Here is an 18206-nt window from a genome sequence, read left to right on the forward strand (position 1 = left end):
AAATAAAAACCGGAGTTACCCCATGAAAAATCTACTGGGTGCTGCACTGCTGTGCAGCGCACTGACCGGCTGCGCCGGTCTCAATTCTGATTTCGACTGCAACAAGACCGCGACCGACCAGTGCCTGACTACCGGTGAGGCCAACAAACTGGCCGCTCAGGGTAAAAGTCTGGATGACCTGACGGCAGAGAAAACCGCAAAAAAGCCTGCGGGTGAAACCCTGCCGGCACTGCGCAATTCAGCACCGGTCGTGAATCCCTTCCGTCCTGTCTCCGCCGCAGCAACCGGAACCACTGCCGCTAAGCCTGCTGCACCGCGCCCTCTGACCACTGCGCCGGCGAAATCGTCTGGCTCGCTGGTCACGCCGCTGACCACGTCCAGTCATGCCACCCCTGTGCCGGTTAACACTGCGGGCCGCGTTCCGGTTCAGCGTATTCCTGACGCCACGCAGCGCCTGTGGATTGCACCCTGGGTGGACACGGACGACAACTTTCATCAGCCGGCTGTGGTCGAGTTCGTGAAAAACAAATCCCACTGGGATGAGAGCTACCGCGTTATCGGGGAGGGCGGGGAATGAGCAGCCATTACGTTACCGGCAAGAACGGCATCGATCATCTGGCGAAATCGTTAGTCCATTCACGGAAAGGGACGGCGCAAATCACCGCCACACAGTCAGTCGATACCGATGATGAAACGCTGGCCGTTCTGAGCGTGAGCGGTGACTGGCAGATTAAGACCGCCGGTGATGCACCGCACACCGGGCAGATGAACGAAGAGAAGCTGCGTCGCCTGGAGTTAATCCGGGCCGCTGCGGAGGGGCGAAAATGAGTTTTGTCGACAGCCTGATGGATATGCTGAAAAACGGGAAAGAGGAAGACGGGGCAGCAACGGCCCGCAACAACCTTTCCCAGACCTGGGACTATCCGTCCCTGGTCGCTGCGCTGCCGTACCGGTATTACGACGACAGGAATGAAATTTTCGTCAACGCCGGCTCTGCGGGCTTCATTATGGAGGCCGCCCCGCTTCCCGGCGCGAACGAGCAGGTGATGGCCGCGCTCGATGACATGCTGCGTAAGAAGCTTCCCCGCCAGACCCCTGTGACCGTCATTATGCTTGCCAGCAAGTGTGTCGGGGAACGTATCGATCGCGGCGTGAGTAACGACATGTGGAAAGGGGGGATGGCCGAACACCTCAATAAAATTACCCGTGCGTTCTGGCAGCGCTCCGCGCTGCACGGCCTGGCCAACGAACGGGAATACCCGCTCTACCTGCGTAACTACCGTATCTTTCTTGTTTATGGTCAGCCCATTAAGCGCGCTTCCCAGATGCAGCGGGTGATGGATGACCTGATTCAGATACGCAACACCATCCGCGTCTCCCTGGGGGCCGCGCGCATCGACAGCATTAATACCGATGTGCACGCTTTCCTGTCTGCGGTACGCGAGCAGATGAACTACCGTCAGGAGCAGGTGCTGACATCCTCCGGGGATTACAACGAGGATGAAAAGCTCAACCGCCAGGTGGTTGATCCGGGGATTGACCTTAAGGTTCATCCATCGCATATCCGGATGGAGCTGCCGGAGACCATCGACGCGCGCGGGACACGCCTGCCCGCATCGGCATGCCGCATCATCAACATGCAGCTTGCCAAAACGCCTAAACGTTTCGCCCTCTGGCAGGGAGCTGACAATCTCCAGAACCTGCGTTTTCCCGACCTCGGGATACCCTGTCCCTTTATGCTGACCTGGACTACGGAACTGGAGGAACAGACCAAAAGCCAGAGCGAGTCTTTCCGTAAAGACCAGGACCTGTCGAAAAAAGCCAACTCAGCCTATGCAGCACTCTTTCCCGGTACCAAAAAAGCGGCAGAAGAATGGCGACGTACCCGGGAACAGCTGCACAGTAATGAAATCGCGCTCTGCAATACCTACTTCAACCTGACCCTGTTCGCGCCGGACAACAATACCGAGGCGCAGAAGTGTGAACTGGCCGCCGTCAACGTGTTCCGTAAGAACGAGCTGGAAATGGTGACGATACAGTATCAGCAGATGCGCAACTGGCTGGCCAGCTTCCCGTTCGTCATGCAGGAAGGTATGTGGGAAGACCTGAAGATAACGGGAGCAACGCTGCGCGCCAAGTCATGGAACGCGGTGAGCCTGATGCCGGTCGTCGCCGAACGTCAGCTGTCCAACGTGGGGATGCCGCTCCCGACCTACCGCAACCAGGTTGCGTTCTATGACATGTTTGGCGAGGAGAACGGCAGTACCAACTTTAACATCGCGGTTACCGGCACTTCAGGGGCAGGGAAATCGTTTCTGATACAGGGGGTGCTGCGGGATGTTCTAAACGCCGGTGGTTACGGCTGGGTTATCGACATGGGGGACAGTTACAAGAACTACTGTCACCAGGCCGGCGGGGTTTATCTTGATGGCTCCAGGCTGCGATTTAACCCGTTCGCCAACGTTAAGGACATTAATCATTCTGCGGAAGGGATTGTGCGTCTGCTGACCGTACTCGCCAGTCCGACGCAGCCACTGGATGGCGTCTGTGAAGCGATCCTGCAGAAAGCGGTAATGGATGCGTGGGAGAAGAAGGCAAACAAAGCCCGTATCGATGACGTTCATAACTACCTGACCAATGAGGATGTGAACCAGGCGTTCGCAGACAAGCCGACCATCATCGCGCGCCTTGCTGAGCTGGCCATGCTGCTCGACACATACTGCACCTGGGGGCCTGATGGAGAATACTTCAACGCCGACACCCCGACGCTCGATGGTGAAACCCGCTTCGCGGTGCTGGAGCTGCTGAGCCTGGAAGACAAGCCGAAGCTGCTCTCGTCCATCCTGTTCTCGCTCATTCTGGCGATACAGGAAAAAATGTACCACAGCCCACGCGACCTTAAAAAAGTGTGCATCATCGACGAAGCCTGGCGCCTGCTGGGTGGCTCCAACCCGCACGCGGCACGGTTTATCGAAACCGGCTACCGCACCGTGCGTCGTCACCGTGGGGCGTTTATCACTATCACCCAGGGCATCAAAGACTTCAGCGCCAGTAAGGAAGCGGAAGCCGCCTGGAACAACAGCTCCACCAAAATCACCCTCTTGCAGGATGCGAAGGCGTTTAAACAGTACCTTGCCGATAACCCGGATCAGTTCTCGGACATGGAAAAAGAAGTTATCCGTGGCTTCCAGCCCGCCCTGCAGACCGGCTACAGCTCCCTGCTGATAAACGCCGGTGAATACAGCTCCTTCCATCGCCTGTTCGTCGATCCCGTGACGCGTGCCATGTTCAGCTCGCGCGGTGAGGACTTTGCTTTTATGCAGAAAGCGCAGAAAGAAGCGGGGGCGACGGCGGAAGAAGCGGCGTATCGGCTGGCGGAGAAAAAATACGGCAGTGAACTTCGTGAACTTGAAGAGTGGGTGAAAGCAGCATGAGTGAACAACAGGACAAGCCGTATGACGGCGACACCGTCCGCGACGGTGTAACAATCGCCAGCAAAACATCCCGCTGGGTTAAAGCCAGCATGCTGGGGCTGGCGGGACTTCTGGTTATGACAGGCGTGGCATATGTGACGGCGAAAGCCGTCACCCCGGAGGTGGTGGTCTTCGACATGAAGGGGACGGTAGACCTTTTTAAGCAGCAGTCTGCGCAGCTGCCGCTCGATGAAGGTCGGGCAAAAGCGATGACAGTGCAGTTCAACGCGGCGCTGACGGACAGTCTCACTGAATGGCAGGCCTCACATAACGCCATCATCCTGGTGAAGCCGGCGGTGATGAGCCCGCAGCGCGATATCACGAATGAGATTCGTGCTGATATTGCCCGACGCATCCAGGGGGGCCAGTGAAAAAACGACTGCAGCTGACGGTCATGATGCTGCTGATGCTCTCCGCCGGCAGCGGGGCGAAAGATCTCGGTACCTGGGGCAACGTCTTCCAGCCTGCAGAGCAGGACATGCTGGCGTTTATCCAGAATCGCCTGAAGGGAATGGAGCAGACGGGTGAACTTGACCGCCTGCGCAAAGAGGCAACGGAAAGAGTGAAGGAGCATGCGGTACGTCCGACGCCGGTGGAAGGGCTCACGAAAGCGAAGGAATACCGCAGCTTTGCCTGGGACCCGACATTTACCGTGAAGGAAACGATCACTGACATGCAGGGCAACGTGATCGCCCGCAAGGGCGATACGGTCAATCCTCTGGATAAGGTGCCCTTCAGCCAGGTGCTCTTTTTTATCGACGGCGATGATAAGGAGCAGGTGAACTGGGCAAGACAGCAGCTCGCCGGTCAGACCAGCGTGAAGGTCATCCTGGTGAACGGCAACATCAAAGAAACCAGTGATGCGCTGAATGAACGTATCTACTTCGACCAGTCTGGCGTACTGACCCGTAAATTCGGTTTTGAACACATCCCCGCGCGCATATCGCGCGACGGCCGCGTGATGAAGGTGGAAGAAATACTTGTTAAGGGAGACGGTAAATGATCTTTCTGCTTGTACTGTCCGGTATAACGGGGATCGCAGGTTGTGTGATTACAACAGCATGGTTACCGGCGAATGTGCGCTGGCAGGGAGCCCAGTGCGCGGTATTTACCCTGATTATTCAGGAATGCATTCTTAAGGTCATACCACTCGACACGGACGGTAGCGGACTTTTGATTGCTGCCGGACTGATGCTTTCCCAGTGGTTCGCCCCCCTTATCGCTAGAGAAACAGGGAAATTGAAAGTGCATTTCAGGATACCTTCAGTGCCCGGTTATCTGCTGATGTACATCCTGTGCCTGGTGCTGATCGGTGCCAGCTGGTTTCCCATCTGGATGGTTTTGAGATGAGATAATACCAGTTGCTTACCAGAAGCTTTTGAGAAGCAAAATAGTCAGCCCAAAAAATACAACGGTGAAACAGATAGCTAGAATGAAATAGGGAAAGCTGTGATGTGTGGAATCACTACCTGCTATCTGCCGCAAGTTTAAATCAGTAATTAAAGATGCCCATGCGAGCACAAATCCGAAGCAAATAATCAACAATGTCAGGAAAACAAAACTAGCGACAGACGTCACCGGAATACATGTTCTCGCACCCGTGCTGAGAAGTGCAAACAAGGAGCTGGAGGCAATTAAATCCCCCACCAGATTTCGGTTTGCTTCAAGTTGATTATCAGTTGACTGTATACGCCTGAGTCTGTCCATCATTTTCCCCATTCTTTCCGTTCCCGCGTTTTAGCCAGTCCGCAAGAATTCTGATGATGCACGGTAAAATACATTAAAGGTACTCAAAATGACTGCAACAACGTTAGGTGACCTATTTCCCGAAATGCGTCAGGCGGTTACATCCCCTCGACGTTACGCCAGAAAACCGCGTAAACCCGCTGAGATAACGCCGCGCATGGGAACAGCAGAACGACTGAAGACGCTGTACCCCGAAATTGACTCCTGGCATCCGGTCCTGGTGACCAAAGCCTGGCTCCACTGGTGTGTGCAGAACCAGCAGGACAGCAGGGAGCCATCGAAACGTGATGAACGTTTTCCCGACTACATCATTCACCTCTTACTGGAGAACATGCGGGCCGGGGACAGCGCGAAACGTAAAAAGGGCCAGACGCTCTCACTTTCCGAGCGCCTCGACAGATTGTTTGCGGGCGAAGAGCAGGAGAGCGCCGAATGTCACTGAAACACAATACCGTTGTGCCGTCTGTGTCTCAGCAAATGACAGTTCACAACACTGACACCAAAGGCTGTGACGAAGCCGCAAATCAACTCTGTCAGCTGTACCCTGAGATCGCTTCATGGCAACCGGAGCTTATCGCCGGTGCCAGGCATCAGTGGTGCGCGGAGAACCAGCGTCAGCCGATAGCGCCGGAAGAACGTGATGAGGCGTTTCCCCTGTACCTCGTCAGGCTTATCCGTAACAGAATGGAGGAGATGAACGCATGGAGTTAATCAGCTGCTTCACCGGCCCTCAGGGGCTGCAGGGGGTGCTCACCTGTTTGCGCGATACCGAGGGCATGACCGCTATTCTGGTCGTCGTTGCGCTGCTCGCTGCCTGGATTGTTGTTCAGTACGTGGCATGTGCACGGCGTGAACGCCGGATGTGGGAGAGCAGACCGGGAAAATCCCTCCCTCTCCCACAATTTGGTAATGCCCGTCATGCAACTGCTGTGCATTACTTTGCAAACCGGAATTATTACCAGGTGATGCTGGCCGAGATGGAAAAAGCGCTGTTTTCGGCAGGCTATGAATTGACGCGGGATGCATCGCGCAGCACACGGCTGGCAAATACAGACAGTCGTGACATCAGCCGGAAAGTGACCCGTGTGCGCCACCGCTATATGACCCCGCTCATCTCAGAACAGATGCTGAATGACAGCATTGATGATGCCATGAAAAATGGTTCCGCAGATGAATGGCTGAATCTGCTTATCCAGGGCAGTGAGCGGGAAGGGTGGTATATCACCCGGACCGCAGAGGCGGCAGGAGCGGTACTGAGCAACAGGCAAAAATGTCTCTGGCCACTCAGGCAGGTGATGATCACCCTGAAGTCAGACAGCCTCGTCATTACCCGTGATTTTGTTCAGGGGCTGAACGCAGCGGCCGACGCTGTAAGCAACATGGCGTTCCCCGACATGGCTGATGAACCCGACTTCAGCGCTGTGCCTGTGAACATCTGTGGATTTCAGGTGACACTGATGCGCCAGCTCTGCAGCACCCCGCCGGGATTTTTCCCGGATGAAAGCGGCAGCAGTGTACCGGACGAATTGTTCAGTCAGATGCCTGAGCTAAAGTACGGTGAGAAGCGTATTGTCGTCTTTGCGCAGATAACGTCAGCACCTGCGAAAGACGTCCTGGCCCGATTCATCAGAACTGTCGGTGACCGTATTGCGGCAGGAGAGGAATATGCGGCTGATTACGATGATGACAACGGTTATGCCTTTATCGTCCTGCGGACCAGCAGACCCCACTGATTCAACCGCGCTGCCGTTCAGGATGTTCGGTGCTCACTGCGTTGCGCTCCGCCTCAGCCTGAATGTCATCCCGGTTTCCGATTAACCCCGACCAGGTAACGCCATGAAAAAAGACCCTGATAATGAAAAGGGCCAGAATGTTACAGCCGTTCGTCATGATGAAAAATCGGCTTTACGGCTTAAGACCATTCTTGCAGAAAATCCCCTTTATTATCCCTCAATAGTGTTAAGAGCTGGCTTACTGGCTCTTGAGGATATGTCCAAAGACCAGCGGCTGGCATTCATCATGAAAGCGGCCGACAAAACCAAAAACCATTAATCCTGTTTTAAGCCCTCCCGCCGTCCGGTGGCTGCGGCACTCCCGGAGATACCCCATGACTCACCCTGAATCTGTCAGGCCGGTGACGGTTACCCGTGACCGCAATGGCTTCTGGACGCACCCTCATTATTTTGCACCTGCCAGTGATGAGGCCACACAGACTGAATTTGGCGACTGGATGCGCCAGCACAATCTGATCTGTGCCACCCGCTGGATGGAAAACGACGCGCCTCCCCAGGTGATCGCCGACTGGGAAAAGGGAAAACAAAACATCAGTGACTGGCTTCCTTCCGCGCCAGAGGGGGAGGGCTGGTTCATTGGCTCCATTCATGACACTGAGGACGGCCCGGTCTGTGTATGGCTGCGGGAGGTGAAATGAAGCGTTTTTCATGGCTTGCCGGCGTGATGCTGGTCCTGCTGTCCTGGATGCCAGCTCAGGCAACGGCCGCAGCCAGCAACGCGGGTGATGGCCGCTGGGTTAACCCGATAAGCGATGTCTGCTGGAAGTGCCTGTTTCCGATGACGCTCGGCAATATTCAGCTGGCTGCCGGGCCGCAAAAGGATACCAACAACCCGGCTTCGCCGATCCAGATTTGTTCATATGGTGTGTTTTATCGTATCGGTCTGGCCATCGGATTCTGGGAGCCAATGGCGATGGTGGACGTAACCCGTGAGCCTGGCGTCATGGTCAACATGGGCGGCTTTAAAATCGATCTCGGGCGAACGGGAACGGGAACTGCAGGGCAGAGTGACAGACCCGCAGCCGGCACGTTCTACCATGTCCACTGGTATAAATATCCGCTGATTTACTGGCTCAACATCATCGCCACTATGGGCTGTATGCAGACCGGGGATATGGATATCGCCTATCTATCTGAAGTCGATCCTCTCTGGAACGACAGTACGCTCTCGATGCTGATTAACCCCGAAGCAGCGCTGTTTGGCAACCTGATAGCTCAGGGCGCCTGTGCCGCTGACGCGGTCGCTTCTTCTGCCGGTCTGCCGCTTTCCCCGCTGTTCTGGTGTGCGGGCAGCCAGGGGTCGATATATCCGCTGACGGGCTATACCAGCGGTGAGTTTTCCCCGCTGGAGGCGTCACTGCTGGTCGGGGAACGAATGGCCTTCAAGCTGCACCGCGAGGGGCTGGTCTGGAACTCCGTGGGCGCGGATGTCGCGGTCTGTAACCAGTACCCGTCGCCCATTATTCCGAAGGAACGATGGCGCTATCAGATGGTGAACATGTACCCCGAGACCAGTAACTGCCACCCCTTCGGGGCGAGCACGCAGCTCTGGGGCACAACACACAATTCTCCCTCGTCGAAAAAGAACTTCGGCTATCTCTTCTGGCGCAAACGTAACTGCGTCTATCTGTAAGGACATGACGATGAAAACTGCATTGCTTCGGGCGCTGATCTTCAGCGTTCTCGCAGGTGTATTGCCTCAGGCGCAGGCCAGTGCACAGACCGGCATTTCTGTCAGCGACCGGGACTGGATGAAGGGGCAACAGGACTCGCTGGAAGCCCTGAAAGGGAGCCTGAATAACCCGCCAGCCGGTGTGTCGGTATTGCCGCCGGCGCAGCAGGAACTGATTAACCGCCTGCAGGGCGATATCGCGGCCCAAACCAACGCGATGGGAGAAAAAGACACCTTTCCGGCCATCTATTTTGTGAGTCTCGGTATCCCGCGTGAAGGTCTGCTGCCCATGCTTAAGGATGCCCGGCGTTTTAATATCCCACCGACACTGCGGGGGTTGCTTAACAATGATATGCGCCAGACCGCTTCCGCCATGTTTGAGCTGAGCAAGAAAGACAAGGATGCCGGTGTGCAAATCGATCCAACCCTGTTCACTCAGTACAACATCAGTGTGGTACCGGCTCTGGTAGTTACCTGTCCGGGGCACTTTGATGTTATCCGGGGAAGCCTGCCGCTGCAGCAGGCGCTGGAGAAAGTGGCTCAGGGCGGTGACTGTGCCGCAACAGCACGCAGATTGCTGGAGGCCGCGCAATGAAAAAGATGCTTATGACTGTGCTGCTGTCTCTGCCGTTTCTGACGATGGCGGCCGATCCTGCTTTTGACGCTGGCGCCAGCTTTGGCAAGGGAAATGCTTCAGCCGGAACGGGAGCCCTGAAAAATCCGGATACTGTCACGGGGGCAATACCAGGCTATACCGCTAACCCGCCGGAGAAAGGGTATTACGGCGGCGTGGATGGCGGTGATGGCGGGCTGGCAAACAAAGGGCAGGCCGCGCTGCAGGGCAATGACGCAGCGCAGTCGGTTATCAACGCCGGAAAAACGAACCCGACGCCCGCCATCGACCCCCAGGCCCCTTTCATCACAATCGGTAAAAATGCGGAGAGTACGGCAGACGGGATCATGAATGGCACCAGTCAGCAGTGTAAGGAGACGACGGTATCAAAATCGACGTTTGAGAACTTTACCTGCGATCGGGATATGGCCACCATCCAGACGTGCGGAAGAACAGCCAGTATCACCGGGCATTATGAGGATAACTACAGCTATAAGACCATCACCATAGATTCAGACAATCTGGACGTCAGCAGCCCGCAAGTGTCCTACAGCATGCCGGAAGGAACGGTGTATTCAGCGACGATGAATTACACGTTCAAGAAAAATTTAGCGTTCAGCAACGATCTCTGGTTCCTGAACATTACGGCTCTCGGTTCGCTGATGACGATGTACCAGACCTCCGGGTCGTATGACCTGCCTCCGGGTAAGAGTTTTACCGAAGGAGAGAAGCTGACCATCACGTTTAATAACAAAAGAAACGTACCCGAAAGGGTTGCCAGCATTTGGGAGACCGGAAAAACCAACCACATGTACCATTTTGTTATCACCATCGTTTACCGTACCGGCACTAAGGTTTGGGTTCCGCAGACGACCTGGACTGAAAGCTGCGGTTTTGACAAAAAATCGGCCCTGTCCAGCGCAGGCAGTATTTGTACCGAACCAGGCGGCACTCGTACCATCACTGTCGACGGGAAGGAGTACAGCCAGACAAACAGTTGCTGGGCATATTCAGATTCCTATGTGACGGGTACCAGTTCTCGCGGGAACTGCGGTTCGCTGATGGATAACCCCGCCTGCACGCTCTCTTCCCATTCCTGTACAACAACTGAGTCGGGCATCTGTACCCATCAGTCAGAAATGTATCAGTGTCAGAAAACCTGGTCATCCAGCGGTCTGGTCTGCGGCGGGGAGTATATATGTCAGTCCGGTGCCTGCGATGAGACGAACGGTACCGGTGATAACGGGTTTGATACGGCTGTGGCCAAACTCGCGGGCCTGGCGTCTGCGGCAGAAGATGTCAGGGATCAGAACAGCACTATAGATGTCAGGGCCTTCACGGGTAAGGCCATGAGCTGCCGTAAGGCGTTTGCAGGCTTCTCCAACTGCTGCAAGGATTCTGGCTGGGGACAGGATACGGGGCTTGCCGCCTGTAACGATGATGAATTAGCTCTCGGGAAGGCCAAAGCCAAAAAGATCACCGTCAGCGTCGGCGATCGCTGTGACCGTCAGGTGCTGGGTGCCTGCATTCAGAAAAGTCAGGTCTACTGTGTCTTTGACGGCAAGCTTGCCCGCATCATTCAGGAGCAGGGGCGTCGCGACCAGCTGGGCGTTAAGTTCGGCAGCGGTGACAGTCCGGACTGCCGGGGGATCACGGTCCCGGAGCTGCAGCGTATCGACTTCGACAAAATCAACTTCTCTGACTTCTACGAGGATTTGATGAAGAACCAGAAAATCCCCGATACCAGCACGCAGGTCCAGCAGATTAAGGAGCGCATCGCCGCGCAGGTGAACCAGCAGGGAGGTGGTAAATGAAGCGTGTCCTCTGTGGCCTGCTCATGGCGCTGGCGAGCCATACGGTAGTGGCCGAGGAGATTGTAACGCCGGCAGAGCCGTTCACCGGCTGGTCCTGGTACAACGAGCCGAAAAAGCCGCCGGAGCAGCCCAGAAAGCCACAACAGCCTGCACCGCAGGCCATACCGGATCTCAGCAAAATGTCGCCTATGGAACAGGCCCGGGTGCTGAAAGGGTACACACAGGAGGCGCTTAACCGCGCCATCCTGTTTCCCTCTCGGGAAAACACGGCGACGTTCCTGCGCTGGCAGAAGTTCTGGACCGATCGGGCATCGATGTTCAGCCAGTCCTTTGCGGCGGCGCAGCTGAGCCACCCGGACCTCGACTACAACCTGGAGTATCCGCACTACAACAGCATGGCGCCGTTTATGCAGACCCGCGACCAGCAGACGCGGCAGAGCGCCGTGGAGCAGCTGGCGCAGCAGTACGGTCTGTTCTACTTCTACCGGGGCAGTGACCCCATTGACGTGCAGATGGCGGGCGTGGTGGCGGACTTTGCGAAAACCAACGGGATTTCGCTTATCCCGGTATCGGTTGATGGCCAGGTGGCAGCCTCCATGCCGCAGAGTCGTCCGGATTCGGGGCAGTCCCGGTTGATGAAAATTACGCACTTCCCGGCGCTCTACCTTGTTGACCCCCGGAGCAAGAATTACCGCGCGCTGTCATACGGCTTCATGACTCAGGATGACCTGTCTAAGCGATTCCTGAACGTGGCCACCGGCTTTAAACCCAATTCCTGAGAAATTCCTATGCCATACAGACTTTTTACCCTCATCGGTGAAGCCTTGCGTGCCGCCAGGAAACGCATTTCACCAGACACGCATTCACTTTTGGCACGGCAGAACAAGGAGACACTCGAATGAAACCCGCTATTCTCGCAGGACTGATTTTCTGGGGCACGATGGCGCGCGTACTGAGCGAGTTGATGACCTGGTCCGTGGAACATACACAGCAGGGGCTCTTATGGCTGTGCAATGGAATGTGGGCCGGTGCGGCTGGCATGGTGGTTTATGCCGTATATCGCTGGTTCCGTGACGAAAGAGGTCAGGCGCATAAGGAAGCCGATCATGAACGTTAAATCCGTATTCACAGCGTTCCTGTTATCCCTGCCCCTGCTGGCCAACGCCGGTGCGCGTGAGGAATTAATGGCGCTTGAAGCGACAAAAACAGCTTCTTCCGCTGATGCTGCTACCGTCACCGCCTCCACCATTCCGGTTCCCGCGCCAGCCAGCCTGATGGCGCTGCCGGACGGACGTCGGGCTAACATGAAAGATTATGCCGTGGTGCTCTTTATGCAGGCGCACTGTCAGTACAGCGCGAAGTTTGACCCGCTGCTGAAGGGCTGGGCCGATGAGCATGCCATCAGGGTGTACCCGTACACCCTTGACGGCGGCGGGGACGTATCTTACCCAACCCCGATGATTCCGCGTAAGACGGACCCTAACTCTCCCATCGCAGACGAGATTGTCACCTTCTTCGGAAACGGTTTGCCGATTGCGACACCGACGGCCTTTATGGTCAACGTCAACACCCTGAAAGCCTACCCGCTGACCCAGGGTGTGATGGACATCCCTGCTCTTGAGAGCCGTATGGCCAGCCTGATTCAGGCTGACATGGACAACGTCGATCCGAAATCGCTGCCGCCCATGCCGGCAAGCGCGCAGGTCACCCCTCAGTAATACAAACGGACTACAAAATGACGACAAACACGTATGCGTTATCGCGTACCGAGCGCGTGTGGCTGTTATTCAGCGTGACGCTGCTTGTGTCCGCAGCATTCTACGGGGTGCTCGCCCACCGGGTGGTCAGCGTCCTGAACCGTCCTGAACTGACAACCTATCTTCAGGATTTTCCGGTGCTCCTGCTGATATCACTGAGCATCGGCTTCTTTTTTACCGTCACCGGGCTGTACGTCTGTCGTCAGACCCTGGACAGGAAACCCCGGGAGGAGATTGCATGAGGCACATCAGACTGAAGACGTTTATCCGAAACCAGGCTATTGGGATACTGAAAGACAGTAGTGAGGATACGGAAACCCGAAAATGGACTGACCTGTTAACCCTGAAACTGTTTTATGCCCTGATTTTTACCGCCGTAGTCGAAAGAGTATACGTGAAATGTGCCGGTGCAACGCTGAGTGCGGTGGCAGAACCTGCCACCGTTGATCGCGCCGAACAGTTTACGCTCTCGCTTCTCATCCACTATCCGCAGTACCTGCTGTGGAGCGTAATGGCCGCGATTTGCGTACTCATTGCGGTGAATTTACTCGTCAGCGGCTGGCTCCATCTGGCCACATATCTTTGCTGCAAACTGAACCGTGCTGACAGCCCGGCAGGCAAGGATACGCAAGCTGTGGAGGTGCCTAATGATTAAGGCGCTTATTACGGCAGGGGTCGTGTTCTTCTCAGGTCTGACTGCTCTGCCTGCTCAGGCGGACGTCAACGGCGACCTGAACGGCTTCTTCAATAATCTTGGCTACAGCGGCAACGTCACTCAGGCGCAGGCCTGGCAGGGGCAGGCGGCCGGGTACTTCTCCGGCGGCTCTGTCTACCTCCGGAACCCCGTCAAAAATGTCCAGCTGGTCTCGATGCAACTGCCATCCCTGAACGCCGGCTGCGGCGGTATCGACGCCTATCTCGGGGCGTTCAGTATGATCAGCGGCGAGGAAATTCAGCGATTCGTGAAACAAATCATGAGCAACGCCGCAGGCTATGCATTCGACCTGGCCCTGCAGACGATGGTACCGGAGCTGAAGCAGGCTAAAGACTTCCTTCAGAAGCTGGCCAGTGATGTTAACTCCATGAACATGAGTTCGTGCCAGGCCGCTCAGGGCATTATCGGCGGGCTGTGGCCAGTGACGCAGGTTTCCCAGCAGAAAATCTGCCAGGACATTGCCGGCGAAACCAACATGTTCTCCGACTGGGCGGCTTCCCGGCAGGGCTGCACCGTCGGAGGACAGGGCGACAAAGTCACGGCTAAGGCAGGCGACGCTGAGAAAGATCAGGTGCTGAAAAACAAAAACCTTATCTGGGATACTCTCAGTAAGAATGGTCTTCTCGGCAACGACCGCGCGCTGAAGGAGCTGGTCATGAGTACTGTCGGCTCCATTATTTTCAACAAGAATGGCGATGTGACAATTCTGACGCCACTGGTTGATAACCGCGACCTGATTAAAGTCCTCATGCGCGGGGGAACGGCGAAGGTCTACGGATGTGATGAATCCACTCTGTGTTTGGGACCTGTCGTCACTAACCTGACGATTTCTGAGTCCAACGCTCTGGTCACACTGGTCAAAAACCTGATGCTCTCAATGCAGAACAAGCTGGTAGATGATACTGCGCTGACCGATCAGGAAAAAGGCTTTGTGAACACTACCTCTGTGCCGGTGCTGAAGTACCTGACTAACGCTCAGAGTATGGGGATGAGCGCCACCTACCTGCTGCAGGTTTCCGACTTCATTGCCCAAGACCTGATGATCCAGTACCTCCAGGAGCTGGTAAAACAGGCAAGCCTGTCGCTGGCTGGCAAGAACTTCCCTGAAGAGGCTGCCGCCAAACTACGTGACAACATCATTCATGCGCAGGGACTTCTCGCTGACATGAAGCTGCAGTCAGCTGCTGATCAGAACGCGCTGGACGGTATCGACCGCAACATGCAGTACCTGCAGCAGCAGGTGTCCACCATTGTTTCAGGCTCCTTCCAAAGCAACTATCACTGGGGTGATCGCTGATGCTTGAGATATACACCATTTATGGCGGGGGAATGTGGAAAACGGCGCTGGACGCCGTTGTCACCCTTGTCGGTCAGAATACCTTCCACACCTTAATGCGTATTGCCGGTACCTTCGGGGTGCTGGCCGTATTGCTCACTTTCATCAAACAACGTAACCCGATGGTCTTCGTCCAGTGGCTGGCGGTCTTCATGATCCTGACCTCCATCCTTCTGGTACCGAAACGTTCAGTGCAGGTCATTGACCTGTCCGATCCCGGTGCGGTCTGGGTAACCGATAACGTACCTGTTGGCCTGGCGGCTATCGCGTCGCTGACGACCAGTATCGGGTACAAGATGGCGTCAGTTTACGACATGCTGATGGCCAGACCCGACTCGGTGACCTACAGCAAAACCGGGATGCTGTTTGGCTCGCAGATTGTGGCAGAAACCAGTGACTTCTCTACGCAAAACCCGGAGCTGGCTCAGATGCTCCCTGATTACGTGGAAAACTGTGTGATCGGCGACATTCTTCTGAATGGTAAATACACCATCAATCAGCTGCTCAATTCTACTGACCCGCTGACGCTGATAACCAGTAACCCAAGCCCGCTTCGGGGCATCTTTAAGATGACCTCCACCTCACGTCAGTTCCTGACCTGTCAGCAGGCCGCAACGGAGATACAGAAGCTGGCCAATACCGACGTCAACCCGGGCAGTGCGACGTTCACCTGGCTGACGAGAAAGGTATTCGGCAACAAACTGAATGGCGCGGCGCTTCTGGCCAATGCTATGGGGGAAAGTTACGGGTACTTCTATGCCGGTGGTATGACTGCTGCGCAGATCATGAAGAATAACATCACGAACAGTGCAGTACGGCAGGGGATCAAGGGTTTTGCCGCTCGCTCTTCCGACACGGCTAACCTGCTTAATCTGGCCACCGAGAACGCTGCCACCAAACAGCGTCTCGCCTGGGCTGCAGGCAACGAGCTGGCGACCCGAACGCTGCCGTTTGCACAGTCTCTGCTGATGCTTATCCTGGTATGCCTGTTCCCGCTGATGATTGCGCTGGCCGCATCAAATCACACTTTGTTTGGTCTGAACACACTGAAAATATACGTTTCCGGGTTTATCTACTTCCAGATGTGGCCGGTGATGTTCGCCATCCTTAACTATGCCGCCAACTACTGGCTGCAGAGTCAGTCCGGGGGCACGCCACTGGTGCTGGCCAACAAGGATGTGGTTGCACTGCAGCACTCGGACGTGGCGAATCTTGCTGGGTATCTGTCCCTTTCCATTCCGGTGCTGTCGTTCTATCTGACCAAAGGTGCTGCGGCGATGGGCTCTCAGGTGGCGGGGAGTGTACTCAGCTCGGGCGCCTTCACGTCAGCAGGTGTGGCAGCGACCACAGCAGACGGAAACTGGTCGTTTAACAACATGTCGATGGACAATGTCAGCCAGAACAAGATGGATACCAACCTGATGCAGCGTCAGGGTCAGCAGACGTGGCAGGCAGATAACGGCTCCACGCAGACTCAGACGGCCGGTGGCCATACGGTTATCGACGGCTCGGGTGCAATGTCGAATCTGCCAGTGAACATGAAGCTCAGCCAGTTGGCCAGCAGTGGTTTCCAGGAGTCAGCCCGCCAGTCGCAGGTTCAGGCGCAAACTGCACTCGATGGCTACAACCACAGCGTCACCAGCGGCTGGTCACAGCTCTCCCAGCTTTCTAATCAGACCGGTACCAGCGACAGCCTGATTAAAGGCAGTGAAAACAGCCAGGCCACAAACGCGACGCGCGGGGCCAGTATGATGATGTCTGCTGCAGAGAATTACGCGAAGGCGAATAATATCTCTACGCAGGAGGCTTACAACCAGCTGATGTCAAAATCTGTGGAAGGCAGTGTTAATGCCGGGGCAAGCGGTAAATTTAACACCGGTGATCAGGCATTCGGGAAAATTGGGAAATGGGCTACTGGAGTTAGCGCAGAAGCACATCTTGGTGCAGAAGTTAAAGGGGCGAGCGGAAGCTCGCATGGTACCCAGGAAACTCATTCCAGTAATCAGGATATGCGACACGACCAGAACAGCCAGGCAGTTAATGACTTCCGGCAGGGTATGGATATGGTTAAAAGTAGCCGAATCACCGAGGGCGCAAACCATTCCGAGAATGCAGCAACCAGTAATGTTCAGCAGTTCGCAGCAACACTCAATGATGCTGAAAGCCAGTATCATCAATACACCACCAGTTCGACGCAGAGTAATGAGTTCAGCCGTATGGCCACCGTTGCTCAGAACCAGAGTGCAAGCCTCGATACGAACTATACGCAGGAGTTTGTGGACTGGGCGGCTAATAAATACGGTGATAAGGCTCAATCCATGCTGACAAGTGCGCCGTCGGCGCGCGAAGCGGCAATGGAATTCGTTAATGAGCGTCTTAAACCTGAAATTATGGGCGACTATCAGCAGGGGAGAGCAGATCTTAAAGGCGGTAATGAGCATGCGGCATTCAGCGGTGAGCATATCGTTCAGCCAGCGCATGGCGGTCAGCAGGTATCAGGTACATCCGATTATGTTGGCGGAGTAAGTTACAGTTCTCTGGATAGCGGTGCTCATAGTCAGGGAGGTGTTGGCAATGTCCAGGCATCAGGAACGACACAGGTCACTGGCTATGGAGGCCAGCAGGGTGGGCAGGAAACATCTTTAGGTGATAACACTTCTATCAGAACATCCGAATCTGTTTCGCAGGGGATTGAGCAACCTACAAATCATGAAGGACACTCTGCCGTACAGAGAAGCAGTTCGGGTAATATCACCTCGTCGGCAAGCATGGTTGACACCGGAAGACACCCAACTGCAGATGAAAAGAGCGGTCATATTGCAGAATCACATCCGGAGTTCCGTCATTCAGGAATCCTTAGGGAGCAAGGGACCGCGCATGGTCAGGAGAGTGAAATTACTCATAGCCGTTCTGGTATTAATGTCGGCGGCGATAAAGTACGTGGTGATGCTATGCAGGAGGCATACAAAGAAAATCAGGCTAGGCTGCAGGAACATTCATCGCAGGGTTTTGGTACACAGAATGAGTTACAGCGACGAGTGGCGGAACAAAGATCTGAAAATGAGTATAAAATCAACGAATCTGCTGGAGAAATTGGTAAAAAACAATCCACTGTTCAGGCATCCAGTGATATATTGAAAGAAGAGCTTCATAATTCACAAAGTTCATTCTCGAATGGTTTAAATAAAGAGAAAATCAGTCAGGGAGAATCATCTCCTTCTGAACATGATGATGAAATGAAACGTAGATTAGCTGAGCTAAGAGAAAGGAAGACGGGCTGATTAGGA

22 protein-coding genes are annotated in these 18206 nt (G+C 55.2%); 20 read left to right on the forward strand and 2 right to left on the reverse strand.

The genetic code is table 11. The annotated features are described in order from the left end of the window. Window positions 1-22: 22 nt before the first annotated feature. Genes traV through L362_RS00570 form a run of 6 tightly spaced genes read left to right on the forward strand, consistent with a single transcriptional unit; the run spans window position 23 to window position 4823 of the window. Window positions 23-577: a type IV conjugative transfer system lipoprotein TraV gene (gene traV, locus L362_RS00595; RefSeq protein ID WP_023345494.1), complete on the forward strand. Its 555-nt coding sequence runs from the start codon at window positions 23-25 to the stop codon at window positions 575-577. Then, the gene (locus L362_RS00590) at window positions 574-828 is read left to right on the forward strand and encodes a hypothetical protein (protein ID WP_023345495.1); all 255 of its coding nucleotides are present in this window, start codon (window positions 574-576) and stop codon (window positions 826-828) included. Before traV ends, L362_RS00590 begins: the two co-directional genes overlap by 4 nt. Next, the gene (gene traC / locus L362_RS00585; RefSeq protein ID WP_023345496.1) at window positions 825-3434 is read left to right on the forward strand and encodes a type IV secretion system protein TraC; all 2610 of its coding nucleotides are present in this window, start codon (window positions 825-827) and stop codon (window positions 3432-3434) included. Before L362_RS00590 ends, traC begins: the two co-directional genes overlap by 4 nt. Further along, entirely contained in the window at window positions 3431-3844 is a 414-nt protein-coding gene (gene trbI / locus L362_RS00580) for a type-F conjugative transfer system protein TrbI (protein ID WP_023345497.1), read from the forward strand. Before traC ends, trbI begins: the two co-directional genes overlap by 4 nt. Further along, window positions 3841-4476: a type-F conjugative transfer system protein TraW gene (traW, locus tag L362_RS00575; protein WP_023345498.1), complete on the forward strand. Its 636-nt coding sequence runs from the start codon at window positions 3841-3843 to the stop codon at window positions 4474-4476. Before trbI ends, traW begins: the two co-directional genes overlap by 4 nt. Beyond that, entirely contained in the window at window positions 4473-4823 is a 351-nt protein-coding gene (locus L362_RS00570; protein ID WP_023345499.1) for a hypothetical protein, read from the forward strand. The genes traW and L362_RS00570 overlap by 4 nt, the downstream gene beginning before the upstream one ends. 15 nt (window positions 4824-4838) lie before the next feature. Here L362_RS00570 and L362_RS0123345 read toward each other — a convergent pair whose 3' ends face one another. Further along, window positions 4839-5183, reverse strand: a complete 345-nt coding sequence (locus L362_RS0123345; protein WP_230469181.1) for a hypothetical protein — start codon at window positions 5181-5183, stop codon at window positions 4839-4841. A gap of 150 nt (window positions 5184-5333) precedes the next feature. Next, a complete protein-coding gene (locus tag L362_RS25145; protein WP_349817148.1) occupies window positions 5334-5489 on the reverse strand; it encodes a hypothetical protein in 156 nt (51 codons plus the stop codon). Between the two features lie 162 nt (window positions 5490-5651). Here L362_RS25145 and L362_RS00560 point away from each other — a divergent pair, with 162 nt between their 5' ends. From L362_RS00560 to traG, 14 genes are all read left to right on the forward strand, one after another. Beyond that, entirely contained in the window at window positions 5652-5930 is a 279-nt protein-coding gene (locus L362_RS00560; protein ID WP_023345501.1) for a hypothetical protein, read from the forward strand. Next, a complete protein-coding gene (locus tag L362_RS00555) occupies window positions 5921-6952 on the forward strand; it encodes a hypothetical protein (RefSeq protein ID WP_023345502.1) in 1032 nt (343 codons plus the stop codon). Before L362_RS00560 ends, L362_RS00555 begins: the two co-directional genes overlap by 10 nt. A gap of 103 nt (window positions 6953-7055) precedes the next feature. After that, a complete protein-coding gene (locus L362_RS00550; protein WP_023345503.1) occupies window positions 7056-7271 on the forward strand; it encodes a hypothetical protein in 216 nt (71 codons plus the stop codon). Between the two features lie 55 nt (window positions 7272-7326). Next, window positions 7327-7650: a hypothetical protein gene (locus L362_RS00545; protein WP_023345504.1), complete on the forward strand. Its 324-nt coding sequence runs from the start codon at window positions 7327-7329 to the stop codon at window positions 7648-7650. Next, window positions 7647-8645 carry a conjugal transfer pilus assembly protein TraU gene (gene traU / locus L362_RS00540; protein WP_023345505.1) on the forward strand — a complete coding sequence of 333 codons (999 nt, stop codon included), beginning with the start codon at window positions 7647-7649 and terminating at the stop codon, window positions 8643-8645. Before L362_RS00545 ends, traU begins: the two co-directional genes overlap by 4 nt. 10 nt (window positions 8646-8655) lie before the next feature. Further along, window positions 8656-9279, forward strand: coding sequence for a type-F conjugative transfer system pilin assembly protein TrbC (gene trbC / locus L362_RS00535; protein ID WP_023345506.1), 624 nt, complete (start codon window positions 8656-8658; stop codon window positions 9277-9279). After that, a complete protein-coding gene (traN, locus tag L362_RS00530) occupies window positions 9276-11111 on the forward strand; it encodes a type-F conjugative transfer system mating-pair stabilization protein TraN (RefSeq protein ID WP_023345507.1) in 1836 nt (611 codons plus the stop codon). Before trbC ends, traN begins: the two co-directional genes overlap by 4 nt. Next, the gene (gene traF, locus L362_RS00525; protein WP_023345508.1) at window positions 11108-11890 is read left to right on the forward strand and encodes a type-F conjugative transfer system pilin assembly protein TraF; all 783 of its coding nucleotides are present in this window, start codon (window positions 11108-11110) and stop codon (window positions 11888-11890) included. Before traN ends, traF begins: the two co-directional genes overlap by 4 nt. A gap of 119 nt (window positions 11891-12009) precedes the next feature. Continuing rightward, window positions 12010-12228, forward strand: coding sequence for a hypothetical protein (locus tag L362_RS00520; protein ID WP_023345509.1), 219 nt, complete (start codon window positions 12010-12012; stop codon window positions 12226-12228). Then, entirely contained in the window at window positions 12218-12829 is a 612-nt protein-coding gene (locus tag L362_RS00515) for a type-F conjugative transfer system pilin assembly thiol-disulfide isomerase TrbB (protein WP_023345510.1), read from the forward strand. The genes L362_RS00520 and L362_RS00515 overlap by 11 nt, the downstream gene beginning before the upstream one ends. A gap of 17 nt (window positions 12830-12846) precedes the next feature. Next, window positions 12847-13110, forward strand: a complete 264-nt coding sequence (locus L362_RS00510; RefSeq protein WP_023345511.1) for a hypothetical protein — start codon at window positions 12847-12849, stop codon at window positions 13108-13110. Beyond that, window positions 13107-13523 (forward strand): hypothetical protein, encoded by a 417-nt coding sequence (locus L362_RS00505; protein ID WP_023345512.1) that lies wholly within the window; start codon window positions 13107-13109, stop codon window positions 13521-13523. The genes L362_RS00510 and L362_RS00505 overlap by 4 nt, the downstream gene beginning before the upstream one ends. Continuing rightward, entirely contained in the window at window positions 13516-14880 is a 1365-nt protein-coding gene (gene traH / locus L362_RS00500; protein WP_023345513.1) for a conjugal transfer pilus assembly protein TraH, read from the forward strand. The genes L362_RS00505 and traH overlap by 8 nt, the downstream gene beginning before the upstream one ends. Continuing rightward, complete coding sequence (traG, locus tag L362_RS00495) at window positions 14880-18200, forward strand: conjugal transfer mating-pair stabilization protein TraG (RefSeq protein WP_023345514.1); 3321 nt, start codon at window positions 14880-14882, stop codon at window positions 18198-18200. The genes traH and traG overlap by 1 nt, the downstream gene beginning before the upstream one ends. Window positions 18201-18206 lie beyond the last annotated feature (6 nt).

The sequence above is a fragment of the Enterobacter sp. MGH 16 genome (assembly GCF_000493175.1).
GTDB classification, from domain to species: domain Bacteria; phylum Pseudomonadota; class Gammaproteobacteria; order Enterobacterales; family Enterobacteriaceae; genus Enterobacter; species Enterobacter roggenkampii.